Raw genomic sequence first — 23,887 nt, forward strand, 5'->3', positions numbered from 1 at the left:
ACCGGTCACGTGGTATTACATCTCTGGCCGGTTGAGAAGCAAGCGATCCGGCCTCCAACTTCGCCGGGGCGGTCCACTTCGTACTTCACCGCCATCGTCGGGCGCACTGACCCCGACCCGCGGCTACTCAAGCCCCACCCGGAGCTGATCAACCGCGCCGTCAAGGGAGTGACCGCCGACCCCGCCGAATGCGTATTGATCGGTGATTCCCTCAGCGACATCGAGGGAGCCCGCAATGCCGGGACGTTCAGCATCGGCTACGCCAACAAGCCCGGCAAGCACGAACGCTTCATCACGGCAGGTGCCGACGCCATCATCAGCGACATGGCCGAACTCCTCCCGCACCTAAGCGAGCACCAGGCGGCGGATCCGAACGCCGCTGACAGACGACGGCGCAGGTAGTCCAACCGGCCACCGCACGGGCACACCGGACGATAAATGAACATGCGCTTGCGAATACCGGCCGAGGTGGTCCGCGCCGTGGCCGACCGTTGGCCGGGCAACGCGGCGGAATGGGTCACCAGCGCCGAACGCGAACTGTCCGCCATCTGCACCCGCTACCACGCAACACCCCAGGCCGTCATGCCCGCCAGGTACGGGTTCGTGGTCGCATCAGACACCCCAACAGGACCCCTGATCATGCGCGCGAGTCCTGATCCTGCCGGTCCACAGCAGGCGATGGTCTCCCAAACGCTCGCATCGCTCCAGATAGCGCCCAAGGTCCACGAAGTCGCCTCCACGACCAGAGGGACGTGGGTCATCATGGATCGGGTTCGCCCTGGTGATCGCGTTACCGATTGCCGCTCCGGCCCGGATGTCTCCGCCGCTCTGGCGGCCGTGCTCCGGCCGATGGTCGGTCAACCGGCTCCGTGCCCGATGCCCTCACTAGCTGACTGGATACAAGGTCGGCTCGAAGACGACGAACTGGCCGACCTGGCACCAAACAGGAGCGTCGCACCGATCCACCAGCGCCGGAATGCTCTGGCCATCCTCAAAGACCTACGTGCTGGTGGGAACGATGGTCTCTGCCACGGCGACGCCTCGTCAGGCAACATCCTTGTCGGTGGCAATGGACTGATGCTCATCGATCCCCGCGGCATGAGTGGGGAAGTCGAATATGACGCCGCAGTAGCTGCATTGAAGATCGCCGGGCAAGCCCGGCCGGGGGACATCGCCGAGCGTCTCTCCCGCCAGATCGGCGTCGACGCCGAGCGAACCATGGCATGGGTAGCAGTAGCCGACGCCGCGCGAGTCTAGGAGCCAACGACCCCAAGACTGGGACGCGACACCGGAAGGTACCGCCGGAAGGTACCGCCGATCGGTGAGGACTTTCTCTACGTCTTCAAGGGCGCCCCGCTACGCGGTTCGCCGGCGGCCAACAGGCCCTCGGGCCGGGCGTGCGGCCTCTGCGGGCCGGTCCCGGCCCGAACCGGTCGGCCGCTGGCGAGCAATCGATCGCCACAGGCGAGAAACGATTACCATTAGGCATGTTCATGCTGGTGTAAGGCCTTATCGCACGTCGTGCAAACTCGACCTTCGATATGAGAAGCACGGGATCCTTCTAGTTCGATGTGGATAGCCAAGATTTATGGAAAGCAAAAATAAACATTTTTACATGTCCGAATCATAGATTCTTCGGACTTGAGGTACAGCCGGTCGTACTCTCAGTGCCACGGAAATATCCTGTTTTAATCTGATGGGGGATCATGGACGCCGAACTTGCCGCGCTCGCAACCTCTGGAGCGACGACACTCGTGACGCTCGCTGCCACTGAAAGCTGGAACCGGGCGAAAGGAGCGGTGATTGATCTCTATAAACGGTTCTATCCTGCGGCGAGTGTGGCGGTAGGTGCCGAGCTCGAGGAAACCAGTACTGATTTGGCAGAATCTAAGTATAAAGGTGACGAGCTCAGTTCTGAAATCATCGATCATTGGCAGGCGCGCTTTAGGCGTCTACTCATCGTCAACCCGAACGCGGCGGCAGGAATTCAAAGTCTACTTGAGGAGTTCGGCCCTATGGCCTCAGGGATTGACAATGGCGTAGTCGAAATGAAGGCACAAGCTAGTGGCCATGGGAGGGTCTATCAGCTCGGCAAAGGAACGCAATACAACTTGTAGTCGACGCGCGAGATAAAACTAGCGACGATGTCCGTGAATATATATGGCAGCGCCGATGAACATAGTCGGATTTATCAGCAGGGTCAGGGACCACAATATAACATCGAGCACCTAAATTACCTGGGTGCATCTGAGGGTTTGCCGCCTTGGCTTGAGGATCCTTCGCGCTGGCGGCGAGTGCGAGATGTTGAGCCCATAACGCTGGGGGTTCACAAAGCTCGGCCACAGGAAGATGGCACGTTGCCGCCCTATATACCTCGTGATGTTGATAAGAATCTTCGGGGAAGGCTTGAATATGCCACTAAGCGTGGTGGCATATTTTTGTTGGTTGGGGATTCAACTGCCGGGAAGTCTCGAACAGCATACGAGGCGATGTTGGCCGTGCTGCCGGAGTATCGCATATTTGCTCCTGAAACGGCTTTCGAGCTTCGGCAGTACGTCGTTGGTCTAGTCACTTCCACGGAAAAATGTGTAATTTGGCTTGACAACCTCGAACAATATCTTGGTTCAGACGGTATCACCCCGCGGGTTATCTCATACCTGACTCAGGCGAAGGTCATCCTTCTCGCTACGCTGCGCGCTGAGCAGTTTAATATGCTCAGTCAGGCTAATCTATTGAACAGGGGAGTTGATGACCATAAGAATGCCCACCTGCACGACGTTGGCGCTGCCGCGAAGGTGTTGAACCAGGCCGAAGTAACGATAGTCGAGAGACGATGGAGTCGCCTAGAGATCGAACGGGCGACCAAGGTGTCTGATGCGCGAATCAGTGATGCGCTGGCGCATCACGATACTTATGGAATCGCAGAATATCTAGCGGCTGGCCCAAAGCTAATCCAAGAATGGCAGCTTGCGTGGGCGTCTGGTGTCAGTCCTCGAGGTGCCGCGATAGTCGCCGCAGCGGTTGATATCACCAGGGCCGGTCTAACGGGTGCCATACCTTTTCGACTTCTAGAGCAGACTCATCAATATTACCTTGACTTGGCTGGTGGTGCTCTGTTGCGTCCGGAGGCAATGCCGGAGGCTGTTGAGTGGGCCGTGAAACCTCGCTTTGGTATTACCAGCATGCTTCTACCAGACAATGCAGAAAACTCATACCGTGCGTTCGACTACATCGTCGATAGCGTGGCGCGCGATCCGGCGCGCGAGGAAGTTCCGGACTTTGTGTGGGAGAGCATCCTATATTTCGCCACTCGGGAAGAAATTGATCTCTTTTCAGTGGGAAACGCTGCCTATCATCAGAAGAAATATCACATCGCGGAGCTGGCGTGGGAAAAACTTGCGAATGAAGGCGATGTAGAGGCCGCGTATGACCTTGGTCGACTACTTAAACGTGACAGAAGATTTAGCGAAGCAGAAAAATATTGGAGCTTTGCGGCACGCGGCGGAAATGTCGACGCGGCCACCGATCTCGGCATAATGCTGGAGGACCAAACTCGGTATAGCGATGCTGAATCATGGCTTAGCGTTGCTGCATCACGCAATGACACGCACGCCGCCTATCATTTGGCGAGCGTTCTGGATAAGCTCGGGCGCCGCCAAGATGCTGAACGGTGGTATAGGTTCTCGGCAAGTGAAGGGGACAATACAGCAGCGGCCAGCGGGCTTGGACGCCTGCTAGAGGATTCTGGACAGCTTGAAGAGGCGGAACGGTGGCTACGGCAGGCAGCACCGTCACAGCCTGCTGCAGCGGTCAACCTCGGGGTACTTCTCGCCCGAGCTGGACAATTCGAAGAGGCGGAGAAGTTCTGGCGCTCGGCTGCTGAACGCTCTGGGCTGGATACCAACGGCAGGACCGCTGCATCAAATCTCGGTCTTCTCCTTGCGAGAACTGGTCGCTTTAGCGAGGGTGAGGGTTGGCTGCGTAAGGCATTGGAAGCAGGAGCTGATGATGTCGCGTTCCATCTTGCTTATTACCTTGAGGAAGATGGTCGTATCGATGAGGCCTGCGAATTCCTATGGCATGGCGCTAGAAGTGGAGACGAGCGCGCCGCGTACAATCTTAGCCTTCGGCTTTATAAGGATGACCGCCCAGAGGAGGCTGAGCAGTTTTTGCGACAATCCGCGGAGGCGGGCAGCTTTCAGGCGGCTTATGTTCTGGGTGGAATCTTGGTGGAGAGGGAAGAATTTGAGGCCGCAGAGTCGTATCTCGAATATGCTGCTGACGCGGAAGTGGATCAAGCTGCATGTGAAATGGGAACGCTAGTAGGGAAGCTCGGTCGCCTCGATGAGGCGGAGGCTTGGTATAGACGGTCTATCGCGCAAGGTCACAACCATTCAGCGTGTCTCATGGGGTCCCTTCTGGCTTATCAGAATCGTCTTTCCGAAGCGGAGGTTTCCTATCGTATCGCTATCAGGTCTGGGCATGGCCATGCGGCTAAACTGTTGTCTAACTTGCTAGCGAGGCAAAATAGATGGAAGGAGGCGGCTAATCTATATCGTGTGGCCGAAAAGTCCAAGTATCCGGCGTCCAAGCATCGGAATAAGTCTTCTAGTCATAAGAATAGGAAGAAAAGGAAACGGCGCGGGCGCTGACACTGCCGTCCCGGCCGGCCTTCGCAAAGTTGCTGGAGACGCGTTCCTCTGTTGAGATTAGAGTGATTGCTGACGAGCCGACATCCTGCGGACATCCCAAAACGCTTGCTGGATATATGTGGGACGATCAGGCACTCATGGCGAGGCGCGCGACTTGAGCACAGTCCAATAAACAAATAGCGCCGCGAACACGGATTCTCTCTAAATCCGTCGACTCTGGCCGGGAGCGTAACGCGGCAAGCGGGCCGCATCCACCGCCATGTCTATGATCAGATACGACTTCCGTCCGCTACGAGTGACGTCGAAGCATGGCACTTCACTCGATTCGCCCTGCATCCTGTCCGAGATGCAGGCATGGTCGTCGCTGGCGGCCAGTGTGGGTGCCTTCTGATCCCCGCACCCTCACAGCCATCAACCAGATCCAACGCGTGGCTACGATCCGATCCCAGTGTCCTAAAACAACTCTTGTGCCAGCAGCTCTCGCGTCATCCCAGCCAACGCCGCCGGCCGCGCCATAGCCGTCCCTATCACTCACAACCGATCAACCAGCATCCTTCACTGTGATGACGACCCGATGAACCAGGCACTGCACGGTCACGGTTCCAGGGAACGGAAGTGAACTAGCCAGGCAGCAGTTCCCGCCGGTTGGTCTATTTTGCCTCCGGCGGGGGCGCTCTGACTCGGGGATCGCGGTCTCGCAACCACGCGTCGGCCAAGGCCTGACGTGGAAGCCGGGTCATCCCCTCCGCCGACGTCCCAGGACAAGCCGAGCAGACCAGGCCCTACCGGCGAAGGTCATTCGTCCAGTAGGGCGCTCCACCTTCACCGGTAGGGCCTGCCCCGCTCCCCGGAGGGTGGGACGACGACGGAGGGGATGACCCTGCAAGGGGTAGCTGTTTGTAGCGCTCGCACTCAGCATGGACGCGAGCCCGGTTGCTAACGCATTCGCTAACACCGGATCTGGACAGTCGTGGACGGATCTGGATGTGGCAGCGGTTCAGTAGCAGGTCAGAGGACAGATCCGGACGGCTATGGACGCCCCCGATCTTGCTACGGATCAGAAGGTTGGGGGTTCGAATCCCTCCGGCTGCGCCCAGGTCAAAGGCCCCTCGCGATCACGCGAGGGGCCTTTTTCGTGGGCCGTGGGAGCCACGCTGGGAGCCACCGGGGTCACGACCCGAACAGAGCCCGGCTCATCGATGTGGCCGCCGCTCGCTTGTCTCCCTCCAGCGGGTGCCCGTACACGTCCTTCGTGATGGTGATGCTGGCGTGGCCGAGGACTTCAGAGACCACGTGCAGCGGCGTGCCCTGGGCGAGCATCAGCGAAGCGCCGGAGTGGCGTAGCTCGTGCGGGTGCCGGTGCCCGAGGCCGGCCCTCTGGCACAGCTTGGAGAAAGCGTGGGAGAAATTGTCCGGGTCCATCGGCGTGCCGACCTCGCTGGTGAAGATCAGGCCGTGATCTTGCCAGAGCGGACCGGTGGCGATCTTCGCTTCAGATCGCCGAGAACGGTGGGTGCGGAGCCTTCCCAGGATTTCGGGAGTGAGGACGAATGTCCGCCGTGACTTGGCTGTCTTCAACTCCGAGACGACGAGGCGCGTTCGCCGACCGATGCCCTTGTCGCGGTTCTTGATGCGCTTCACGCCGTGTGTCACTCGCAGGGTCCCGGCCTCCCGGTCCAGCGCGGACCAGCGGAGGCCGAGCACTTCACCGCGGCGCATCCCGTACGCGAGAGCGATCATGATGGCGATGTCGAAAGCACGGTCCGCATGATTCGGATGCTGTTGGCGCTGCAGGCGTAGCGGCCGGGATCGGTTGGGTGGCCGGTTGCCGAAACACCGGCTTCGGCGAGGCGAGCGAGGACCCGGTTCTTTCGGTCGTTCTTGTGGTCGGTGAGGGTTTTGCCGGACCATTTGCGGGAGACGAGGACGCGGCGTCCGGCGTAGCCGAGGTGTTCGCGTCGGTGGGCTTTGCTCTTGCAGTAGCCCGGTGTCAGTCCCGCTTTCGCGCTCTTGGGCTGGATTCCGTAGCGGAGCCAGTTCGCGCAGGTCGGTGAGCAGGGCTCATAGCGGAGCGCCTCCAGCAATCGGTCGGTGTGATCGGCCTGCATAGCGGTCTCCGCCTCGTGGCATTCGGCGATGTCTTTCACCAGGTATTTGGTGATGTAGCCGATACACCGATCCGCGTCCGGGGACCCCGCCATGACGCCTTTGGCGTCAAGCGGCGGCGGCCGTCCCGCCGTCGCCCCGCCCGCTGCGGCACGCCCTACAGGCATGCGGCGTGGGCGCCGGTCCCTCCGGCGCGCGCCGATCGGGCGGCCCGCCGTACTACGGCCACCGCCATTCGTCGCCCACAGCACCGTCGCCACACACGACCGCCACCGTACGACTCGGGGCGCAGCGCCGCCGACTACTCCCTTCGGTTCCCTAACGGGTCGCCTACGGCGATAGCCGACATCCCCGCTCACAGTCACAAGGGGCTGGTTGGGGCGGAAGAATGGTCATCCCCTCCGCCGGCGTCCCAGGACAAGCCGAGCGGGCCTGGCCTGCTCCCCGACGAGTGGGACGACGACGGAGGGGATGACCAGGCAGGTGGTTCTGTGGGAGGGCCCAGGCTAGTTCGAAGCGGGCCCGTCTGCGTTGTCCTCGGCAGCGTCCGGCCTGGTCAACCCGGAGGGGGCCAGCATGAAGACTTTGGGGCTGAGGCGTTCCATGTCTCCACCGCGTGCACAGATAAGTCCTGCGCAAAAGTCCACGAGTTGTCTGGCTTCCTCGTCGGTCATGGCCGTCAGATCCAGATGCCTTCGCGGAAGTAGTGCCCCACGTAGAGCACTTCGTTGTAGTCGCGGGGACGCAGTCGCTTGACGATGCCGGTCGTGGTGCTCGGCGTGGCGGATACGGAGGGGACGAGCATGAAGACTTTGGGGCTGAGGCGTTCCATGTCCCCGCCGCGTGCACAGATAAGTCCTGCGCAAAAGTCCACGAGTTGTCTGGCTTCCTCGTCGGTCATGGCCGTCAGATCCATCACGACCAGGACACCTCTGCAGAAGTAGTGCCCCACGTGCTGGACATCGTTGTAGTCGCGTGCGCACACTCTCTCGACTATCACGTCGTCAGTCTTCCTTAACCGGCGATGCCATCAAGGGCTAATGGGCGTGCCCGCCAGAGCGGACGATCACGGTCGCCTACGGTCACTCATGGGGCGATCGCCGCGCAGACGCAGGTCAGCGCCACGTAGGTGATCACTGGTGATTGGAAGCGACTTCCCAAGCTGACAGCGCGAACTAGCCGCGGAGGCGGCTCCCGGGAGCCACCGTGGGAGCCCACCCGGGCGAACGATCTCGGGATGAGTTGTACCGGTCTGAACAGTCGGTGCGACGTTTGCCCAGCGTGCGGACCGATCCGAACAACCTCGGAGATCATTTGGGTACCGCTCGGCGAAAATGTCCACCGCCTCCACGAGTTGCTCGTTGATCACCTGGGCGTAGACCCGAGGGGTGATGGGCGTCGGCGCGGCCAAGGCGCAGGACGCCATTGGACGGGCATCACCGCGAGGCCCTGCGCGCCGGGTCTTGCGGCTCACCGTGCAGGGCGTCGCAGTGATTCTCACCTCATACCATGAGTATGGCGCGGAGCTAGCAGCGGTGGGCTGGGAGCCGATCTTTGCCATACTTGCCTGAGTTCTACGGTGATCTCCCCACGAGTAATCGTGGGCGATAGTGATCATCCGACCGGACGGGGTGGCGCCCCCAATTAGGGGTTGAATCCTCAATATTGTCTGTGTATCGCTTCAGAGTTGATGCTAAGACGCCGCGCCAGATCATCGATCTCGTCTGCCAAGTGCTGAACGTCTGTTACTGACAATCGTTGTTCCCGTGGCCGCTTTCTCCGCCGACTCCGGACAACATGAAATGTCTGCTCATCGTCTGGGAGACCCTGCGGGCGGGGCTGGCATTCCACTCCGGAACGACAAGATGGAGACCATAGCCCGTGTACAACAATATTGCGACGATCTCGGATAGATGCGACTTCGTCAAGAAGCTCGGACAGAATCTCATCGTGCTGAACCTGATCTGAGGGCCTCCACGGATTGTCGCGATCGGCGTGTGCTTCACTTAGGACCTGCCTGCAACAATCCACAAGCCAATTCAAATCCTGCCCTTCAAATACTGTCCAGCTTTCTGGGGTCCCCGCAAGGACATGGGCAAGGTAGCGAACCGCGTCTTCCAACATGACGCTGGCAACCACCACCCGGCCAATCGCAGCGTACAGTTCCGTCCAGATAGCCTGGTCCATCTTTCCGGAGCAGCTGACTTCCATATAACTAGTGTGGAGGCTCGGCCTTACTTACGCACTTCACTTTTAGGCGCCTCCGAACGGCGGCCGATTCGGTGGCCCGGACATGCCCCTCCGCCATCGTCGCACCCTCCGGGAAGCGGCCCAGGGCTTGGTGATCGAGGTGGAGCGCTGCGCGACGGCTGTGGGGCCCCGATCTTGTGTAGCCGCCCACGGATCCCGAGCGGACGCCCGCACCGGTCTTCGGGCGATGACTGGATCGGGAGCGTTCGCATGCTCTGACCCCGTACGTATGCCACAGCGGCGAAGGAGCGGACGCCGCAGGATACACGTGGGATGGACGCGGAACTGCCGGCCCGTGTGGGCAGGTCTGCCTAGGTCAACAGGGCGTCTCGACATCACATCGCTCTGTAAATCCGCCGGCTGTGAGCATGGACGCGAGCCCGGGTGCTGACGCACTTGCTAACACCGGATCTGGATCGCTGTGAACGGATCTGGATGTGGCAGCGGTCCTGCAGCAGGTCAGAGGACGAACCCGGACGGCTGTGGACGCTCCCGATCTTGCTAAGGATCAGAAGGCTGGGGGTTCGAATTTCTTCGGCTGCGCCCAGGTCAAGGGCCCGCTCCGATCAGAGAACGGGCCCTTGGCTTTGGTCGTGGGAGCCACGCCGGGAGTTCTTGGCGTCCTTAGCGTTTGCCGGGCCGGTCGACGATCTTGGAGACCAGTACCGCCTGATCGTTGAGGAGCTCGCCCTTTGCCAGATTGGAGCGTGCCGTCAGTTCCCGTCTCGGCCCTGTCCGCGACCACCACGGTCTGCTGGCCGGCGTAGGTGTAGGTCGTGGGGTTGACCAGGATGGAGGTCTTCAGGCCCCGATCGACGTTGTCGAGGCTGAGGACGTGTCAACCGCCACCGCTGCTTCCCTGACGCCGGAGGCAACCTGGGGCGTTCGTGCGGTGGACGCTCCGGTACGCGTGTGCCGAGGTTCGTGGCATCATCGGCGCCGATCACCCGTAGGCCCGTACGGGGCATGGCTCGTGAAGATTTCTCGGCCTGTCGCGTAATCCGGAGCGGCCTTCTCTGACTTCTTGGCGTACCTGCCCCAAGGAGAGAGGAGGTGGCGTGGACGAGCGAGAGGCCCGGTTCACCCGCCTCTATGAGACGCACTACCGCAGCGTCTTCGGCTACCTCGTGCTGCGGGTCGCGCCCCAGACCGCCGAAGACGTGACCGGCGAGGTCTTCACCATCGCGTGGCGGAAGATCGAGGAGATTCCTGAGCGGGCCCTGCCGTGGCTGCTGGGAGTGGCCAGGAACCTCGCCCGCCAGTGGCACGGTGCGGTCGGCCACGCGCGTGGGCTGGCCGACCGGCTGGCCAAGCTGAGCACCGACGCCGACCGGTACGCCTGGGACGCCGCCGACCACGTCATAGCCCGCGACCAGGCGCTGGCGGCCTTGCGGACTCTGTCCGGCAAGGAGGCCGAGGCCGTCACCCTGACGGCCTGGCACGGGCTTGAGCCCGCCGACGCGGCCCGCGTCGCCGGCTGTTCCCGTACCGCCTTCATCGTCCGGCTGCACCGAGGACGCCGCCGGCTGGCCAGGGCGCTCGACGCGCCCCACGAGCCCGGCACGCAGGCGCCCGAACGCGCCCCGCGCTCGCGAGTCATCCAGGAGAAGCCGTGAAGCACGACGAACTCGACAGCGTGATCAACGCGCTGAGGCCCGCGATGGTCGACGAACTGTCCGACGCGGCCTACGAACGGCGCCCGGACGCGGCCCTGGTCCGTGCACGCGCCGACACGTCGGCCCCCGGCCCGAGCCTGGTACGGAGACGGCGGCCGGCCCGGCGGGTGGCCCTGGCGACCGGCGCGGTCGCGGTGGTGACGGCCACGGCCGTACTGGCCACAGGGGCGTTGTCCGACGGTCATCAGGGCACCCGCATCGGCGGCACCGGACGGAACGAGGCGACGAACACCCGTGCTTTCCTGCTGGCCAGCGCGGAGACGGCCGCCAAACAGCCCGCCACCCACGGGTCCTGCTGGTACAGCCGGACTCGCATGTGGCTGGACCTGATGCCCTTCCCGGCGAAGTCCGGCACCGGCGCCCGAGTGCCTGCGGACAAGGGGCACCAACGTACGTTCCACTCGCGGACCGCGGCCAGCTCCGAAAACTGGGCGTGCACCCTGCCGGGTGGGACCGGCATGCGGTTCCGTTCGCACGGTCCGTTGGACGTCCAGATCACCTTCCCCACCGAGAAGGACAAGGCGGCCTGGCGGGCGGCGGGCTCGCCGCCACTCATGACGAACATCGGCACGACGGCCTCCAGGCCGCTCACGGCCACGTACGACGGGCGCTCACACCTGGTCAACCCCGACATCGGCTCCCACGAGATCGAGTGGAAGACCATCGCGAAGCTGCCGGCGACCAAGAGCGGTCTGGAGAGCTACCTGCGGAAGCTGTGGCAGGAGGACCGGAAAGGCGGCGCACACGGCTACGTCGCCCCCGCCGACTTCGGCCTGTACGTTTTCGAGAGCGCCGCGGACCTGTTCATCACCCCGATCACCCCTGGCACCCGCGCCGCGCTCTATCGGATCCTCGCGGACTTCCCGTCCGTCCGTGTCACCGGACAGATCAAGGACCGGGAGGGCAGGCTCGGTACGGCCATCACCGCCCAGACCCCCGACGGCGTGATCGAGCGGCTGGTCATCGACCCGGCGACCGCCCAGCTCCTGGACGACGAGCACCGGCCCGGCGGCCCCGCCGGCGCTCCCGGGGCGCACAGTGTCACCGACTACCGGGCCGTTGAACGCCAGGGCTGGGTGAACAGGATCGGCGCCATCCCTGCCCCCTGACCGGCCATGGCGCCGTATGTTCGACCGCGACCGGTCGGCGCGCAGGTCGGCCGAACCCGTTCTTGAGCCGACTTATGAAAGTCCCGATGGAGGGTTTTGCGTGCGTGAATTGAGAAGGAGAACGATTCGGGCCGCTGCGCTCGGGATCACGCTGGGCGCCGTGGTCTCACCGGTGACGTCGGCGGTGGCCGGCACCAAGGCGACGCCTCCGGCACAGACGGCGGCGTCCCCGAAGTGGCAGGTGTTCGATGTGCCTGTTCAAGGGAGTGTCAGCCTGCTCAGCGTCACCGCGACGGGACGCGATGACGCGTGGGCCGGTGGGCTCCTCGTCAACCCGAGAAGGCCCCCATCGTCTCCCCAGACCCCCGGCTTTCGACGGCTCGCCGAGGATCCGTCCGACGACACCTGTAACTTCGCGAAGGGCATGTTCACCTCCGTCATGTTGCACTGGGACGGGCGCAGCTGGCAGCCAACACCCGTCCCTCAGGTCGCCCGCATCAATTTCCTCAGCGCCTCGAGCCCGAAGGACGCATGGGCCTCCTCCGACTGCGGCCTCCTGCACTGGGACGGCCAAAAGTGGACGTCCATTCCGTACGCGCCGGTTCCCGTACAGCAGGTGAGTACCGGCGCCATCAAGGCGGTCAGCGCCAAGGAGGCCTGGCTCGCAGGCAGCACGTACGACAACACGACGCAGGCCATGGGCGGTTTCGTCCAACGGTGGGACGGACGACGGTGGCGGAATGTCCCGCTGCCCGACCTCGGCGACGATTTCTCACTCGATGGCATCGACGCGCGGGGACCGCGCGACGTGTGGGCCGTGGGGACGGATTACACGGGCAACGATGCCCATCCCGAACGCCTGCTGCTCCTGCATTGGAACGGCCGTACGTGGAAGCGGCTGCCCGAACCGGCCACCGCCGAATCGACACAAAGGCTAACCCGGGTACGGATGGTGACGGGAAACGACGTCTGGGTCTCCGGCTGGAGTAAGACCACCCCGGGCGGAGAGGCGATTCGTCATCCGTTGCTCCTGCATTGGAACGGCCGTAAATGGGCCGGCGCCAAGGTTCCGGACGAGCGCGGCGAGTTGATGGACGTGGCGGTGAGCGGCGGACAGGCACTCGCCGTCGGCGATACCGTCACGCCGTCCGAGCCCGACTACACGATGTACGCGCTGCGCCAGGCCGCTCACGGTTGGCGGACAGAGTCGGTCCCGGTGGCGGGAAGGGCCTCCCTGACGGGGCTGGCCCCGATTCCCGGCGGCGGCATGTGGAGCGTCGGAGCGACCGGCGATGACCCGGACATGGGTCCGGTGATCGCACGCTGGAATTAGCCCGTTCATTCCCGGGCACTCCGGCCCAGCCGCCGGGGTGCCTGGAGACGCGATGACCAGGCGGGCGGCGGTTCGCGAGTGCGAGCAATATTCCGTCGCGTACGATCCAGGCCGCCTGGATACTGACCGACATGGATGAAAGAGCTCATGCAGATCAGTGGCTGGCGGGCTGGAAAGCCCGTGACCTGGACGCCGTCATGGCGTGTTACTCCGATGACGTCGACTTCGCCGCGCCCACCGTTGTGACCCGCTGGGATCGACCGGACGGCCGACTGCAGGGCAAGGCCGAGTTGCGCCGTCACTTCGAGCGAGGCATGCGCCTCGCGCCGGAGCTGACATTCACCGAAGAGGCGTTCTTGACCAGCCCAGGCGGTTACGCCTTGTTCTACCGCCGAGAGAACGGCAACCGCGCGCTGGACGTGGTCGAGCTGGACCAGAATGGGCACGCCGCCCGGGTCCGAGCGTTCTATGAGCAGGCACAGCAGTAGAGACCACTCGCCCCACGGGTGACCTCCTTGGAACCCCGATCCCCCCGACCCAGGCCGCCGAGCAGCAGCGACCTGCGGTCGGTCACTGATCAGCGACGAAGACGGTCGCCCATCCGGCTTTCGCGGCTCGTTCGTGCGGGCCGTGCCACCGGCGGCCCGCAGGTCGCATCCCGCTCACCGTCACCGATGCCGCCCGAACGGGGATGTGAATTTCAGGACAGCGGATGGTGCAGCCAGACGCATGGCTCGCAGTAGACGGCGTGGTCGTGGACGGTGTCGCAGTGCACGGGGACGAGAGCACCTGGCACCTCGACGGGACCGGTGGTGTCGAACGGCAGTCCGGTCCAGTGGCGCCAGTCCGCGAGGCTCCCGGCGATCGTCATCGCCCGGGCTGACACCCCGGTGATCAGGCCTCCGGCTCGGATGTGGACCCGCAGCCACGGATCGACCGGCAGGCCGTCATCGCGGCGAAGGTTGGCGTAGTCGACGATCGACATGTTCGGATGGCGATGTTTGGCGCTCGGTCTGACGGGCGCGACCAGGCTGGCATAGCCCTGGTCCGCGGCGTTGCGGCGCATCGCGGCAAGCATGATCGACGACAGGCCCTTGCCTCTGAGGTCCGGCCGGATGGAGATCTCCAGTGCGGACACCACCGTGCCCCGGCGTCCCGCGAGCCGGTCGAGCGCCGCGGTGAGGACGACGTCGTCCCAACCACCGGCCGGCAGTGACTCGCCCGGGTCCCGGTCCCAGGTGAACGGCACGCTGTAGCCCTCGGCGACCAATCGGTCCGGATGATCCCGGTCGATCGCGATGAGGACGAACTCGGGGTAGGCAGTGGCAGGGTCGCTGTAGTAAAGCGGGGCGACCGGATCCCGGCGCATGAACGCGGGCCAGTCGTTGAATTCGCCCAGCAGCGGCACAAGGTCGGGTCGTTGCGCGGCGGTGGTCACCAGCAGATCCATTCGCCGCTCCGTTGTGCTCCCGCGTGCCAACCCGGCGCACGCTACCCGACCGACGCCGAGCACGCATTCGGGTTTTACGTCGGGTCTACATTTGGCCCGTGAAGGGGTTCGAATCCCTCCGGCTGCGACGGACGAGAGCCCAGGGCCGAGGACTTGAAGGTCTCGCAGGCTTAGTCGTTGAGCACCTGGTGGAGTCGCCCCGCGGTGGCGCGAGGGCGGAAGGCGTAACCGTTGTGCCCGCCCGGGAATGTCTCGTAGGCGGTGCCCAGTTCCTCCGCGAGCAACCTGGCGCACTTGTGCGGCCAGACGTGGGTCGAGTTCTCACCGACGCCGGGCACGATGCGGGCCGGTGAGCCCTTGAGTTCGGCCAGGTCAAGAGTGTGCGCCCGGATGGCCGGCACGTCGTACGTGAGGAGGAACTCCACGTTCGGCAACTGTTCCGGCCCCGTTCTGCGTACCTCGACGTCGGGCTCACGGTCTGTCGGGTCGATGCCGGCGAACTTCGCGAACCTGCGCAGGGCGGGGGCGGCGCCCTCCGCCTTGAACGTCTCCTCGGCTGTGAGCAGGTCCTGGACGGCGCGAGTGCGCTCGGGCTCCGGCAACAGCTGGGTGACGGGCGGTTCGTGTGCGACGACAACGCCGGACTGCTCAGGGTGCCTGATCGTGAACTCCAGCGAGATCAGGGCGCCGATGCTGCTGCCGTAGACGTAGGCGGGTTCCGTGGTGAGGGTGGAGAGCAGGCGGGAGACGTCGTCGGCGTGCGTGGCCAGCGTCAGTCCGGGCTCGTCGGTGGTGCTTCCCGACAGGCCGCGACGGTCGTAGGTGAGGACGGTGTACCGGTCGGCGAGGTGGTCGGCGAGAGGTTCGTTCACGGCGGCGTCCCCGTGGCCGCCGGCGATGAGTACGAGCAGGGGGCCTGTGCCACGCACGAAATGGTGCAGCCGGGCGCCGGGCACTTCCAGCACGGATTCCTTCATCGTGTGATCACCGTTCTGCTCGTTCGGATGGGCCCTTGATGGCCACACCGCGACTATGCCGTCCTCGGCGGCGGCTCAGGAACGGAGCGGTTTCCCTAGGATCGACGATCCCAGGCGGTGGTCGAGGGCGTGGTGTACGAGCTCGCAGAGGCTTCACGCCGCCATAGCGGTCGATCTACACGAGGTCCCGGCCGGCGACGAAGTTCACCCGTCCGTCCGCCCAGCCCTCGAAGATCGCCAGAAATCGAGGCGGAACGTCCCGCACGGGGAATTTCTCGCCCCCTGAGTAGCGGCGTTCGATGAGTTCGGCGAATGGCGCGAGGTACGGAATCCTCCTGATCGCCTCGGGCTCATCACCCAGCTCGACATAGGTGAGCAGGAGGGCTTCGGCCGCCGCGCGCCGGCGCTGATTCAGCGTCCAGACGGGCCATTCCTCCCGTCCGCTGAGGTCACGCGCCACATTCTTTACCGAGTGGGGATTTGGGGGCGGTCATGCCGCGTCTCCAGAGACGTCGTAGTGAGTAAGAATTATTTGCGCATCGGCACGGAGAGAATCGACGATGTCATCCTAGGCCACTGCTGCTAGTGCAGGACGAAACTCAGGCCAACGCGAGTACGCAGTTGCCCACAATTCGGCCCATCGTACCTTTGGATCTGGATCGCCCAGCGCCTTGTTTATGCGCTTAAAAGCCTTTCGTTCGCAGGCGGGTGGTGTGCCGATCCCTAACCGCAACAGGGATTCCTGTAGCTCCTTGACGCTTTTCGATTTATCCACTGCCCGAAGAAGATCCCGGAAGCTCAATACGGGAATTTTCTTCTCGAGGTGTTCTTGCAGGTGGCGTACTTGCCCTTGGTGATGGCCGACGAATACGAGCACCGAACAGCCGGACCTGTCGTCCGCGAAGTATTGAATTTCGACATTCTTGCTCATGTGCCATGTCAAGATGCGGGATAGTCCGCCAGGGGTATTCAGGCGCTCATCGCGAGTCTTTTCCCAGCCGCCACCTGATGCAAATTGGAGAAGGTCGATCGGGTGGCTTCGCGGGTGAACAGCCAACGGGCGAGATGGCGCAACGCGGCGGGGAGGTCACGAGTGCGCGGCTCAGTGGGTACGCGGTGCAGAACTGTTCGACGATCGCGGTCGCGTCGGGCGGCGTCGATGAGCTCGTCGAGGCCGTCGAAGACGACCAGCGCGCCGCCGCCGGGCAGCAGCCGGTCGACCAGGCCGGCGGGTGCCGGGCACTGGTAGAACGTCTCGAGCTTGTGCTCGATGTATCCGAACGCTCGGGAGGATCGGCGGCGGCGAACTCGCGCAGCGTCACCAGGAACGGCACGGGACGCGTCGGCTCGGTCGCGTGCCGGTGCATCAGCACCTGAGACGCCGTGGTCTTCCCGCCGCCGGGGTCGCCGAGCAAAACCGTACGGTCGAGCCGGTCGTCGAGCGACCAGAGGTCGGCCTCGGCCGGCGCGCCGTTCTCCTGGTACGCGATGGTCGGCGTGACATAGAGGTGGGCGATGGGGACGCGGCGCCGGCGCTGGAAGTCCGATGGTTGCAGCTTCCCGTGCTGGGCGATCACGTGGCCGTGGTCGTGGGTGAGGAAGTCCTCCTCGACGTCGCGGTCGCCGCAGGCCGCGAGCGCGGCGGTGTGACGTTCGATGGCGCCGAGTGTGACGTTGATCCGGGTCAGGAACGCGTCGCGGCGGATCCGGCCGAGCAGGTCTCCGCCGAGGCGCGCGACGAGGGCGAGGATCCGCTCGTCGAAGTGGTCGAACAACGGCCGGGCGGCCGGAGGGAACAATCCCGCGAACGCCGACGCGAGCCGTTCGGCGTCGACGTCCGGGGCATCGGACAGGCGTACGGCGAGAAGCTCGTGCAGGATCGCGTGCGCGTCGTTGGCGCGGAGCACGGCGGCCACCGCCTCCGCGTCGGGCACGTCCGGGAGTTTCGGTCAGCGCGTGTGTGTCGAACCAGGTCGCGATGGCGACCTCGTGCCCGCGCGTACCGATCGGAATCTGCCGCCCCGTACCGGTGACGACCTCGGTCAGGACACCAACATCCGCTAAGAGCGCCGTTCCCGTCATATGCCGCCCCTTCGCGTTGCTCCCGCCATGCACCGGCCGCGCCCGGAAGCTAGCGTCAATTACAGATTGACGATCACGCGATCGTCAATCTACAATTGACGCATGAGTCCACTCAACATCAGCCTCGCCGACCTGATCGCCCGTCTCGACGAAGAACTCCCCGACGCCCACGACCTGGCCCGCATCAGCGAGGCGCAGCTACGCGCCCAGACCCTGTCCGACCTCGGTGACCAGCTCGTCGGCCACTACGTCGGCAAGGCCAAGCAGGCCGGCGCGTCGTGGAGTGAGATCGGCGAAGCCATCGGGGTGTCCAAACAGGCCGCTCAGCAACGTCACTCGCCCGCCGCGTTCGAGCGGTTCACCGACCTGAACCGGCACAGCATCGTGCTGGCGCAGGAGGCCGCCCGAACGCACAAGCACGACTTCATCGGCACCGAGCACATCCTGCTCGGCCTGCTCGGCGAACCACGGGGCCTGGCGTACGAGGTGCTGATGGCGAAGACCGAGTCGGAACAACGCATCCGCGACGCGATCGAGGAGGCGATGCCGCCGGCCGGGGAGAAGGCGTTGCGGGGTCACATCGCGTTCCGGCCGGAGAGCAAGGAGGCCATCGAGCAGGCACGCAGCGCGTCGTCCGACCTCGGCCACGACTGGGTCGGCACGGAGCACACACTGCTGGGCCTGATCCGCGTCGAGGCGAGCCCGGCCGCGCAGATCCTGCGCGACCTCGGCTTCACGTCGGACGAACTCCACGAGACGGTCAAGACCGAGATCGCCGCGCGCGACAGGTAGTGACGAGCGGTTCCGCATCGGCAGAAGCACGGCGTGCCCGCACAACCTCGAATTCAGAGCGGTCTTGTCATGAACACGCTGTGCGGGTCGAGCCGGTAGTCCGCGAAGGGCTCGCAGTAGTCGAACCCGAACTTTTCATACAGCTTTCGCGCGGGAAGGAAGAACTCGGCTGAGCCGGTCTCCAGGCTCAGCCGAGTGAACCCCATCCGCTTGGCCTCGGTGAGGATGTGCTCCAGCAGCCGGGACGCGACGCCGCCTCGCGTGCGCGCCGGCGCGGTGCGCATCGATTTCAGCTCGGCGTGGTCCGCGTCCAGTCTCTTGATCGCGCCGCAGCCCACCACCGAGTCTTCGTCCATCACCGACCAGAAGGTGACCTCGGGCTCGCGCAGGGCGTCGAGGTCGAGGGCATGTTTGCTCTCCAGCGGAGTGATGGACCGCATCTGTCGCACGTGCTCCCGGAGGAACTCGGCGATCTGCGGGCCGGACAAGTCGTCCACCACGATGTTCATCTCGCTCCTTCGTCGGCGGCTTTGGGGGACCAGCGCTCAGTGGCCGCGTGGTGCGTACATGATGACGGCCACCCCGGCGAGGCAGATCAGTGCGCCGATCAGGTCCCACCGGTCGGGGCGGAAGCCGTCGAAGGCCATTCCCCAGGCGAGTGACCCGGCGACGAAGACGCCCCCGTAGGCGGCCAGGATCCGGCCGAAGTGCGGGTCCGGCTGTCCGCAGGCGACGAAGCCGTAGACGCCCAGCGCGATGATGCCGGCCCCGACCCAGATCCAGCCACGGTGCTCCCGCACGCCCTGCCAGACCAGCCACGCACCACCGATCTCGAACAGCGCGGCGAGAAGGAACAAGGCGATGGACCGAACGATGAGCATGAGTCTTTCCAAGCAGCTGGTCAGGTGGCTTGGCCGAACAGGTCGGTGAGCAGGGTAGCGCCGTCGCCGGGCGCGCGTACCTCCAGGTGCAGCACAGGGCCGTTCAGGCGGAGACGGAAGTCGAAGAACGGGCAGCACCGCTGTTCCTCGACGGCGAGCGCGGCCAGTTCGCCCGCGTGTTCGGCGGGCAGCGTGAGCCGTAGCCCCTCGTCGATCGGTTCCCGCCCGGCACCGTCCAGGAGCCGCTGCCAGTGCGCGGCGCGATCGGTCACGTCCTGGCCGGTGAGCGAGCAGGCCACCGGCGCGGTGCGCCGGCGACCCATGTCACTGGACGACGGGTCGAGAAGGCCGCATCGGGGATCGCACCGACCGGCCCGGTCGGGCAGGGCGTCCAGGCGGTCCAGCGCCCGGCGCAGTGAGGCGGCGAACGCGGTCGACTCCGCGATGCGACGCTCGGTCTCCTCCAGGCGGGCGGCGACGCGGGGCCGCAGGTCGGCCTTCACGTCCGCGCACGGGCCGGAATCCCAGATCGGCAGCAGTTCGGCGATCTCCTCCAGCGGCAGGCCCAGGTGCTTGGCGGCGCCGATGAACGACAGCCGCTCGATCGCGTCCGGACCGTAGACGCGGTATCCGGTCGGGGTACGGTCCGCCGGCAGCAGGCCGGTGGTCTCATAGAAGCGCAGGGTGGTGGCCGGGACGCCGGTACGCGCCGCGAGCTGGGAGATCCGCATCGGGTTCACAGGACCGACGGTAAACGTTGCCGTCGGCTCGAAGGTCAAGCCCCGATCGCCGGTCTCCCCAACCTGTCGCGGACGCCACCCACGACGACCGGCCGACGCCCAGGAGAGCCGATCTCATTCGTTCGGGCCGAACCACCGGCGCAGCGCCGTGTCCAGGCCCGGGCCGCCCGCCCACACCACGTAGCCGTCGGGGCGGACGAGCTGAGGCTCCGTGCCCTCGCGGGTCTCGACGCGGTCGGCCCAGCCCACGGGCAGTGACGCGCCGACGAGCACGGCGCGGCCGTCGGGCGCGACCGGGACGCCGGTGGCGCGGCCGATGATGCCGGGGTAGGTGATCCCGATGCCCGACAGCTCCAACGCGACGGAGCGGCGGGCCTCGGGGCCGGCGAGCAGCCCGGCGACGATCTCCCGGACGGCCGCGGCGTACGGGTCGGGCACGCCGAGCCCGCCCTGCGCCCTGGTGCTGACCAGTACCCGGGCCGAGACCGGGTGACGCTCGTCGTGGTAGCTGTCGAGCAGACCGTCGGGGGCGTGCCCGCGGACCTGCGCGGCCAGCTTCCAGCCGAGGTTCACCGCGTCCTGCAGGCCCAGGTTGAGGCCCTGGCCGCCGACCGGGAGGTGGATGTGCGCGGCGTCCCCCGCGAACAGCACGCGGCCGTGGCGGTAGCGCTCCAGCTGCCGTGCCGCGTCGCCGAACCGCGACGCCCAGAGCACCTCGCCCACCTCGATCCCCGGCCCGTACGCGTCGGTCAGCGCCCGCTGCAACTCCTCCGCCGTGACGGGCGCGTCGCGGCCGAGCCGCTGCTGCTCCTCGCCGCCGACGACCGCGCGGTAGCGCCCACCGGAGAGCGGCAGCAGGAAACCCGCCGTGCCCGACGGCAGCTGCCAGTCGTCGGCGAGCCCGGCGGGCTTGCTGGCGAGCGTGAAGTCGGCGACGACCAGCGAGAACCGCGCGGAGGTGCCGGGGAACGCCGCCCTCAGCAGCGTCCGGACCGTGCTGTGCCCGCCATCGGCCGCGACGAGCCACCCCGCCCGGTGGTCGCGCCCGCCCGCGGTCACGGTGACGCCCTCGTCGTCCTGCTCCACGGCGGTGACGGCCGCGCCGCGCAGCACCGGCGTACGCAGCCGTGCCTCGATCGCCGCCGCGACGTACGCCTGCTCGACGCCGAGCTGGTACGGGAAGCGCGTCGGCAGGTCGGCATAGTCGATCCGGATGCCCGAGAAGTGTCCGGCGGGCAGCCGCGCCTCGACGTACGGCTCGACGGCGGCCAGCAGGCCGCGGTCCTCCAGCACCTCGATCGACCGGGGTTGCACGGCGAGCGCCTTCGACTGGGTGGTCGGCCGGGCGTCACGCTCCAGGACCAGTACGTCGAGCCCGGCGCGTTCCAGCTCGTACGCGGTCAGCAGACCCGTCGGGCCGCCGCCCGCCACCAGGACGTCAGGCATCGAGGTTCTCCTTGCGGAGGTACCAGAGGTGCCAGGCGATCAGGCAGGCCAGCACACCGAACCACGTCAAAGTGGTGACCAGGGAGATGAGGTCGATCGGCAGCGTGTAGACGAGCACGACGTGGATCACCGCGTTGGCCAGCAGCACGGCGCCCCAGACGGCCGTGTTGACGCGCAGGCCGTGCCGGAAGCGGGCGTCGGTGTCCCAGCGGGCCGCCCACGCGGCCGCGCCCTCGGCGCCGCGCTTGACCTCGGCGATCGTGCGGCCCAACGTCAGCTGGGCGGGCCTGCCGACGAATACCGTGACCAGCATCCACGCGCCGAACAGGCCGCCCAGCGCGGCGGTCCACCCCTCCCGGATCGCGAGGGTGCGCGGGTCGTGCGACAACAGGCCGAGCACGACGGAGAGCACCATCACACTCAACGCGACCAGGGCGATGAGGTCGACGCGGCGGTTGCGAATAACGGTCCACACCACGTACGGCGCGGCCACCAGGACGCCGGCCATCAGCGCCCACCACTGGCTCACGCCCCCGGCGCGTAGACCGTAGAACAGCACCATCGGCACGACCACCTCGAACACGACGGTCATCACGTTGGCGCGGACCACCCGGCGCAGTCCCATGTCGGGCGCGATCTTCTCGTCGATCATCATGCGGAGTCCCCCTCGGGATCGGGCGCGGTCGCCCGCACGTACAGGTCGGCGAGCTCGCGGCCGAGACGGGCGAGCTCGGTGGGTTCGGGTACGGCGGCGGCCGCGGTGGCGACGACGGCGTCGAGGCCGGTGGTGAAGGCGATCGCCACGGTCCGGGTGTCGAAGGGGCGGAAGACGCCCGCCGCCTGTCCGGTGCGGAAGTGCTCCTCGAACAGGGCGAGACGCCCGTTGACGGCGGCGCTCTGCGCGGCGCCGTTCTTCACGATGTCGATCAGCGCCCGGACGGCGGCGGGGTGCTCGCCGACGAGTGCGACGTTCGACTCGACGTAGGCGCGCAGCTGTGCGACGTGGCCCTCGGCGGCGTCGATGCGCGGGCCCATGAACCCCCCGGTGACCTCCTCGATCTCGGCGACGCACGCCGCGAGTAGGTCGTCCTTCCCGGCGAAGTGGTAGCTGATCATGCCGGTGCTCGACAGGCCCGCGTGCTTCGCGATCCGGCTGAACGACGCCTTGGCGAAGCCGACCTCGGAGATCACCTCGATCGCCGCCGTCACGATCTGGGCGCGTCTGCCCGACTCGGTGAACGTTCTTGCTTGCATGAGCAAAACTTAGCTCGCTCAAGCAAAACTTTGCAAGTCGTACGGGCGGAGCCGGAGGACGTAACCGTTGAGGGGCCGCGCCCGACGAGGTGGCCGAGCGGGCCCGGCCCGCGGATCGAGTGATCCCGGGCCGGGCCGCCGATCAGTTCGACAGGTCGGCGAACATGCCGGGCTCGTAGGAACCCCCCTGGTTGCGCACGATCACGCCGAGCCGATTGGCTGCGTTGATCATGGCGACCAGGTAGACGAGAGCGGCGATCTGATCGTCGTCGTAGTGCTCGCGCACCTGGGCCCAGGTCTCGTCGGACACGCCGAGGTAGGCGTCGGCGAGCCGGGTGCCCTCCTCGGCGAGGGCCAGCGCGGCCCGTTCGGCGTCGGTGAACACGGTGGACTCGCGCCAGGCGGCGACCAGGCTGAGCCGCACCGCGGTCTCCCCGGCGGCCGCGGCCTCCTTGGAGTGAAAGTCGACGCAGTAGCCACAGCCGTTGATCTGGCTGACGCGCAGCATCACCAGATTCTGAGTGGCCTTGGGCAGCGACGACTGCTCGATCGCCAGACTGACGTTGTAGAACCGCTTGCCGATCTTGGCGCCGAGCTCGTTCGCCATCAGGTTCATACGAGGTTCCATGACTTCGTCCTCACTCGCTGGTGTCGCGTGCCGCGCCGATCGGCGCGGCGTCCTGACGGCCATGGAGATGCCGGCGATCCGACCCCTGTGACGGGGGCGCGATGTGACGTGCGCCACCGCGCCGTAGGTGTCACAAAGCGGTCGGGACCGGCGTCTTGTGCGTGTGGCACGGTCGACGGTGAGCAGGCGGGAGTCCGATATGAGCGAGCGAGACACGACCGGCTCGACCGACGGCGGCCGGACGGACTCCGCCACCGAAGGGTTCGTCGCCCACCGCAACCTGCTGTTCACCGTCGCGTACGAGATGCTCGGCTCGGCCGCCGACGCCGAGGACGTCCTGCAGGAGACCTGGTTGAAATGGGCGGGCGTCGATCTCGACGCGGTGCGGGACCATCGTGCGTACCTGGTGCGCATCGTCACCCGGCAGGCGCTGAGCCGGATGCGTACGCATCGCCGCCGCCGGGAGACCTACGTCGGTCCCTGGCTGCCCGAGCCGCTGCTGACCACGCCC

At 65.7% G+C, this 23,887-nt stretch carries 26 protein-coding genes; 10 read left to right on the plus strand and 16 right to left on the minus strand.

Going from position 1 to position 23,887, the window contains the following annotated elements; translation table 11 throughout:
* The 4 genes from ACFFNX_RS21345 to ACFFNX_RS21360 form a co-directional block, all read left to right on the plus strand.
* On the plus strand, positions 1-402 hold a 402-nt coding region (locus tag ACFFNX_RS21345; RefSeq protein WP_378204907.1), incomplete at its 5' end, for an HAD family hydrolase.
* A 36-nt stretch (positions 403-438) separates the two neighbouring features.
* The gene (locus tag ACFFNX_RS21350; protein ID WP_378204910.1) at positions 439-1,257 is read left to right on the plus strand and encodes a phosphotransferase; all 819 of its coding nucleotides are present in this window, start codon (positions 439-441) and stop codon (positions 1,255-1,257) included.
* A gap of 449 nt (positions 1,258-1,706) precedes the next feature.
* Positions 1,707-2,117, plus strand: coding sequence for a hypothetical protein (locus ACFFNX_RS21355; RefSeq protein ID WP_378204913.1), 411 nt, complete (start codon positions 1,707-1,709; stop codon positions 2,115-2,117).
* Positions 2,118-2,489: 372 nt separating this feature from the next.
* Positions 2,490-4,652 carry a tetratricopeptide repeat protein gene (locus ACFFNX_RS21360; RefSeq protein ID WP_378204916.1) on the plus strand — a complete coding sequence of 721 codons (2,163 nt, stop codon included), beginning with the start codon at positions 2,490-2,492 and terminating at the stop codon, positions 4,650-4,652.
* Between the two features lie 1,170 nt (positions 4,653-5,822).
* Here the strand turns inward: ACFFNX_RS21360 and ACFFNX_RS21365 are convergent.
* The 4 genes from ACFFNX_RS21365 to ACFFNX_RS21380 form a co-directional block, all read right to left on the minus strand.
* A complete protein-coding gene (locus ACFFNX_RS21365; protein ID WP_378204919.1) occupies positions 5,823-6,392 on the minus strand; it encodes a site-specific integrase in 570 nt (189 codons plus the stop codon).
* Positions 6,389-7,018 carry a replication initiator gene (locus ACFFNX_RS21370; RefSeq protein ID WP_378204922.1) on the minus strand — a complete coding sequence of 210 codons (630 nt, stop codon included), beginning with the start codon at positions 7,016-7,018 and terminating at the stop codon, positions 6,389-6,391. The genes ACFFNX_RS21365 and ACFFNX_RS21370 overlap by 4 nt, the downstream gene beginning before the upstream one ends.
* A gap of 246 nt (positions 7,019-7,264) precedes the next feature.
* Positions 7,265-7,432, minus strand: a complete 168-nt coding sequence (locus ACFFNX_RS21375; protein ID WP_378204925.1) for a cell division protein SepF — start codon at positions 7,430-7,432, stop codon at positions 7,265-7,267.
* Positions 7,433-7,437: 5 nt separating this feature from the next.
* Complete coding sequence (locus tag ACFFNX_RS21380; RefSeq protein ID WP_378204928.1) at positions 7,438-7,758, minus strand: cell division protein SepF; 321 nt, start codon at positions 7,756-7,758, stop codon at positions 7,438-7,440.
* Positions 7,759-10,066: 2,308 nt separating this feature from the next.
* Between ACFFNX_RS21380 and ACFFNX_RS21385 the strand changes: the two genes are divergently transcribed.
* The 4 genes from ACFFNX_RS21385 to ACFFNX_RS21400 all read left to right on the plus strand — a co-directional run bounded on the left by ACFFNX_RS21385 (position 10,067) and on the right by ACFFNX_RS21400 (position 13,614).
* Positions 10,067-10,624: an RNA polymerase sigma factor gene (locus ACFFNX_RS21385; protein WP_378204931.1), complete on the plus strand. Its 558-nt coding sequence runs from the start codon at positions 10,067-10,069 to the stop codon at positions 10,622-10,624.
* Entirely contained in the window at positions 10,621-11,793 is a 1,173-nt protein-coding gene (locus tag ACFFNX_RS21390) for a hypothetical protein (RefSeq protein WP_378204934.1), read from the plus strand. Before ACFFNX_RS21385 ends, ACFFNX_RS21390 begins: the two co-directional genes overlap by 4 nt.
* A gap of 16 nt (positions 11,794-11,809) precedes the next feature.
* Positions 11,810-13,126 carry a hypothetical protein gene (locus tag ACFFNX_RS21395; protein WP_378204937.1) on the plus strand — a complete coding sequence of 439 codons (1,317 nt, stop codon included), beginning with the start codon at positions 11,810-11,812 and terminating at the stop codon, positions 13,124-13,126.
* A 131-nt stretch (positions 13,127-13,257) separates the two neighbouring features.
* Positions 13,258-13,614 carry a nuclear transport factor 2 family protein gene (locus tag ACFFNX_RS21400; RefSeq protein WP_378204941.1) on the plus strand — a complete coding sequence of 119 codons (357 nt, stop codon included), beginning with the start codon at positions 13,258-13,260 and terminating at the stop codon, positions 13,612-13,614.
* A 212-nt stretch (positions 13,615-13,826) separates the two neighbouring features.
* On the opposite strand, the gene ACFFNX_RS21405 is transcribed toward ACFFNX_RS21400, so the two are convergent.
* The 5 genes from ACFFNX_RS21405 to ACFFNX_RS21425 form a co-directional block, all read right to left on the minus strand.
* Positions 13,827-14,576 (minus strand): N-acetyltransferase, encoded by a 750-nt coding sequence (locus tag ACFFNX_RS21405; protein ID WP_378204944.1) that lies wholly within the window; start codon positions 14,574-14,576, stop codon positions 13,827-13,829.
* 170 nt (positions 14,577-14,746) lie between these two features.
* On the minus strand, positions 14,747-15,553 hold the full coding sequence (locus tag ACFFNX_RS21410) for an alpha/beta fold hydrolase (RefSeq protein ID WP_378204947.1): 807 nt from the start codon (positions 15,551-15,553) through the stop codon (positions 14,747-14,749).
* Positions 15,554-15,728: 175 nt separating this feature from the next.
* A complete protein-coding gene (locus tag ACFFNX_RS21415; protein WP_378204950.1) occupies positions 15,729-16,013 on the minus strand; it encodes a hypothetical protein in 285 nt (94 codons plus the stop codon).
* A gap of 108 nt (positions 16,014-16,121) precedes the next feature.
* Entirely contained in the window at positions 16,122-16,484 is a 363-nt protein-coding gene (locus ACFFNX_RS21420) for a hypothetical protein (protein WP_378204952.1), read from the minus strand.
* A gap of 46 nt (positions 16,485-16,530) precedes the next feature.
* Entirely contained in the window at positions 16,531-17,487 is a 957-nt protein-coding gene (locus tag ACFFNX_RS21425; RefSeq protein ID WP_378204955.1) for an NACHT domain-containing protein, read from the minus strand.
* 250 nt (positions 17,488-17,737) lie between these two features.
* On the opposite strand from ACFFNX_RS21425, the gene ACFFNX_RS21430 reads away from it, so the two are divergent.
* A complete protein-coding gene (locus tag ACFFNX_RS21430; protein ID WP_378204958.1) occupies positions 17,738-18,427 on the plus strand; it encodes a Clp protease N-terminal domain-containing protein in 690 nt (229 codons plus the stop codon).
* Positions 18,428-18,480: 53 nt separating this feature from the next.
* Here ACFFNX_RS21430 and ACFFNX_RS21435 read toward each other — a convergent pair whose 3' ends face one another.
* From ACFFNX_RS21435 to ACFFNX_RS21465, 7 genes are all read right to left on the minus strand, one after another.
* Entirely contained in the window at positions 18,481-18,936 is a 456-nt protein-coding gene (locus ACFFNX_RS21435) for a GNAT family N-acetyltransferase (RefSeq protein WP_378204961.1), read from the minus strand.
* A gap of 36 nt (positions 18,937-18,972) precedes the next feature.
* Complete coding sequence (locus tag ACFFNX_RS21440) at positions 18,973-19,308, minus strand: YnfA family protein (RefSeq protein WP_378204964.1); 336 nt, start codon at positions 19,306-19,308, stop codon at positions 18,973-18,975.
* Between the two features lie 20 nt (positions 19,309-19,328).
* Positions 19,329-20,039 carry a MerR family transcriptional regulator gene (locus ACFFNX_RS21445; protein WP_378204982.1) on the minus strand — a complete coding sequence of 237 codons (711 nt, stop codon included), beginning with the start codon at positions 20,037-20,039 and terminating at the stop codon, positions 19,329-19,331.
* A gap of 123 nt (positions 20,040-20,162) precedes the next feature.
* The gene (locus ACFFNX_RS21450) at positions 20,163-21,494 is read right to left on the minus strand and encodes an FAD-dependent oxidoreductase (protein WP_378204967.1); all 1,332 of its coding nucleotides are present in this window, start codon (positions 21,492-21,494) and stop codon (positions 20,163-20,165) included.
* On the minus strand, positions 21,487-22,149 hold the full coding sequence (locus ACFFNX_RS21455) for a VC0807 family protein (protein ID WP_378204970.1): 663 nt from the start codon (positions 22,147-22,149) through the stop codon (positions 21,487-21,489). The genes ACFFNX_RS21450 and ACFFNX_RS21455 overlap by 8 nt, the downstream gene beginning before the upstream one ends.
* A complete protein-coding gene (locus ACFFNX_RS21460) occupies positions 22,146-22,748 on the minus strand; it encodes a TetR/AcrR family transcriptional regulator (RefSeq protein WP_378204973.1) in 603 nt (200 codons plus the stop codon). The genes ACFFNX_RS21455 and ACFFNX_RS21460 overlap by 4 nt, the downstream gene beginning before the upstream one ends.
* Before the next feature lie 142 nt (positions 22,749-22,890).
* Entirely contained in the window at positions 22,891-23,376 is a 486-nt protein-coding gene (locus ACFFNX_RS21465) for a carboxymuconolactone decarboxylase family protein (protein ID WP_378204976.1), read from the minus strand.
* 199 nt (positions 23,377-23,575) lie between these two features.
* Here ACFFNX_RS21465 and ACFFNX_RS21470 point away from each other — a divergent pair.
* On the plus strand, positions 23,576-23,887 hold a 312-nt coding region (locus ACFFNX_RS21470; protein ID WP_378204979.1), incomplete at its 3' end, for a sigma factor.

Origin of the sequence: Actinoallomurus acaciae, assembly GCF_042429965.1 — a bacterium.
Classification (GTDB): Bacteria; Actinomycetota; Actinomycetes; order Streptosporangiales; family Streptosporangiaceae; genus Actinoallomurus; species Actinoallomurus acaciae.